This is a genomic window from Micrococcus sp. HMSC31B01, assembly GCF_001816085.1.
Lineage (GTDB): Bacteria > Actinomycetota > Actinomycetes > Actinomycetales > Micrococcaceae > Micrococcus > Micrococcus luteus.
The window spans coordinates 1-2198 of sequence record NZ_KV825144.1; the positions used below are offsets into that span (position 1 = coordinate 1).

At 72.3% G+C, this 2198-nt stretch carries 3 protein-coding genes; all 3 read right to left on the reverse strand.

Annotated features, from left to right (window positions below; translation table 11 throughout):
* Positions 1-32: 32 nt before the first annotated feature.
* The gene (locus tag HMPREF3105_RS06855) at positions 33-1256 is read right to left on the reverse strand and encodes an MFS transporter (RefSeq protein ID WP_223247490.1); all 1224 of its coding nucleotides are present in this window, start codon (positions 1254-1256) and stop codon (positions 33-35) included.
* Positions 1257-1359: 103 nt separating this feature from the next.
* Positions 1360-1821: a 50S ribosomal protein L9 gene (gene rplI / locus HMPREF3105_RS06860; RefSeq protein WP_002857787.1), complete on the reverse strand. Its 462-nt coding sequence runs from the start codon at positions 1819-1821 to the stop codon at positions 1360-1362.
* 28 nt (positions 1822-1849) lie between these two features.
* Positions 1850-2089: a 30S ribosomal protein S18 gene (gene rpsR, locus HMPREF3105_RS06865; protein ID WP_002857788.1), complete on the reverse strand. Its 240-nt coding sequence runs from the start codon at positions 2087-2089 to the stop codon at positions 1850-1852.
* Positions 2090-2198: the final 109 nt, after the last annotated feature.

A 2198-nucleotide genomic window follows, 5' to 3' on the forward strand; every position in this document is an offset into this window, starting at 1 on the left:
CGGCACGGGCCCGCCTGAGCGCGCCGCCCGGTTCAGGCCGGGGGCGGGCGCCGGGCGATGGCCCGGCCGCCGTGCACGAGCCGGTAGTAGAGCAGCAGCGCCATCCCGACCCCGCCGGAGAGCAGGTACATCACCGGGATCCCGACGGCGGCCGCCACCGCGCCGAGCACCATGGGGCCGAGGCCGGTGCCGAGGTCCAGGAGCAGGAAGAACGTGCCCGTGGCGACGCCGATCTCGGTGGGCCGGACCACCTTGATCGCGATGGTCTGGAACACGCTCACCACGGGCCCGTAGGTCAGCCCCAGCAGGGCGCCGGCCGCGAGCATGCCCGCCGGCTCCCGCCACAGCGCCAGCACCGCGTAGGAGACGGCCATGCCCGCGAGGATCGGGTAGACGACGGCGTTGTCCCCGTGCCGGTCGTGCAGCACGCCCAGGACGGCGCGGCCCACGATGGTGCCCGCGGCGAAGAGCAGGAAGAACAGGCTCGGCACCATCGCCGGGTAGCCCTGCTGCTGCGCGAACGTGGCCATGAACGCGAGGATGCCGCCGTACATGAACCCGGAGGCCAGGGCCACGCCCGCCGCCGGCGCCACCTCCGCGGAGAACACGTCCGCCCGGTGCAGCCGGAACCGGCCCGTCAGCGGCGGCTCGGGCACGCGCAGGAACAGGGCGATCAGCAGGGCCATGCCCGTGAAGCCGATGCACGCCCAGAACAGGGCGTCGTAGCCGAGGGTGGTGCTCAGCTGCAGGGCCACCATCGGCCCGACGGCGCCCGCGAGCGTCATGGACGTGGAGAACCAGCCGGTGCCCTCGGAGCGGCGCACGGGCGGGACGATCCGCTGCACGGCCGTGGCCAGCACGGTGCCGGCCGCGCCGAAGCACATGCCGTTGAGCAGCCGGACCGCGGTCAGCGTGGCCAGGGAGTCCGCCCAGAGGTACGCCGCCGTCGTGAGGACGTAGCAGGCCAAGGCGACGAGCAGGACCCGCCGCCGCCCCCACGCGAAGGTGGCGGGCGTCGTCGTCATGCGGGTGAGGACCGCGCCCAGCACGAACGCCCCCACCACGACGCCGGCCTCCGCGTCCGACGCGCCGAAGGACGTGACGGCGTAGAGCGCCATCGCGGTCATGAGCGTGTAGAAGATCATCGCCACGAACAGGTAGGTGGCGCTGACGAGGATGAACGGGCGCGTCCACAGGGGCGGGCGCGGGGCCGCCGTCGAGCCGGCGGGGTCGGAGGGCGGTGGGGCGGAGGGCATGATCTCCATGTTCCCCCACGGCACGAGGCCCCGGCCCGCTCGTGAAGAGCGGACCGGGGCCTCGGGTGCGCGTCGCGTGCGCGACGGGCTCAGAAGCGGATGATCACTTCTTGGCCTTGGCGGCCACGACCTGCAGCTGGACGGTCGCGATGACGTCCTCGTGCAGGCGGACCTGGGCCTCGTGGTTGCCCACGGACTTGATGTGCGCCGGCAGGGTGATCGAGCGCTTGTCCACGGAGCCGAGGCCGGCGGCCTCGATCGCCTCGGCGACGTCGGCGGTCTGGACGGCGCCGAACAGGCGACCCTCCGCACCGGCGGTGCGCTCGAGCTTCACGGTGGCGGACTGGAGCTGCGCGGCCTGGGCCTGCGCGTCCTCCAGGTTCGCCACGGCGCGGGCCGCGCGGGCCTTCTGCAGGGACTCGACCTGCTTCTCCCCGCCCTTGGTCCACACGGTGGCGAAACCGCGCGGGAGCAGGTAGTTGCGGGCGTACCCGTTCTTGACCTCGACCACGTCACCGGAGGTGCCGAGACCGGCCACTTCCTGGGTCAGGATGAGCTTTGCCATCTGGGTGTTCCTTCCTTCGCTCGCTCGATCAGCCGCGGCCGGCGCCGGCGTAGGGCAGCAGGGCCACCTCGCGGGCGTTCTTGACGGCCTGGGCGATCTTGCGCTGCTCCTGGACGGTCACGCCGGTCACGCGACGGGCACGGATCTTCCCGCGGTCGGAGATGAACTTGCGCAGCAGGGCCACGTCCTTGTAGTCGATCTCGGTGATCTTGGCGGCCTTGAGCGGGTTGGACTTCGGTTTGGGCTTGCGGAGTTCAGCCTTCGCCATCGTGGTGCTCCTTCAGAGTTCTCTGGAGCCCGCAGAACGGTTCTGCGGGATGGGATCACGCGGCGTCCCGTGCCGGGCACGGGGCCGTGTGCAGTGCGGCCCGGCGGTG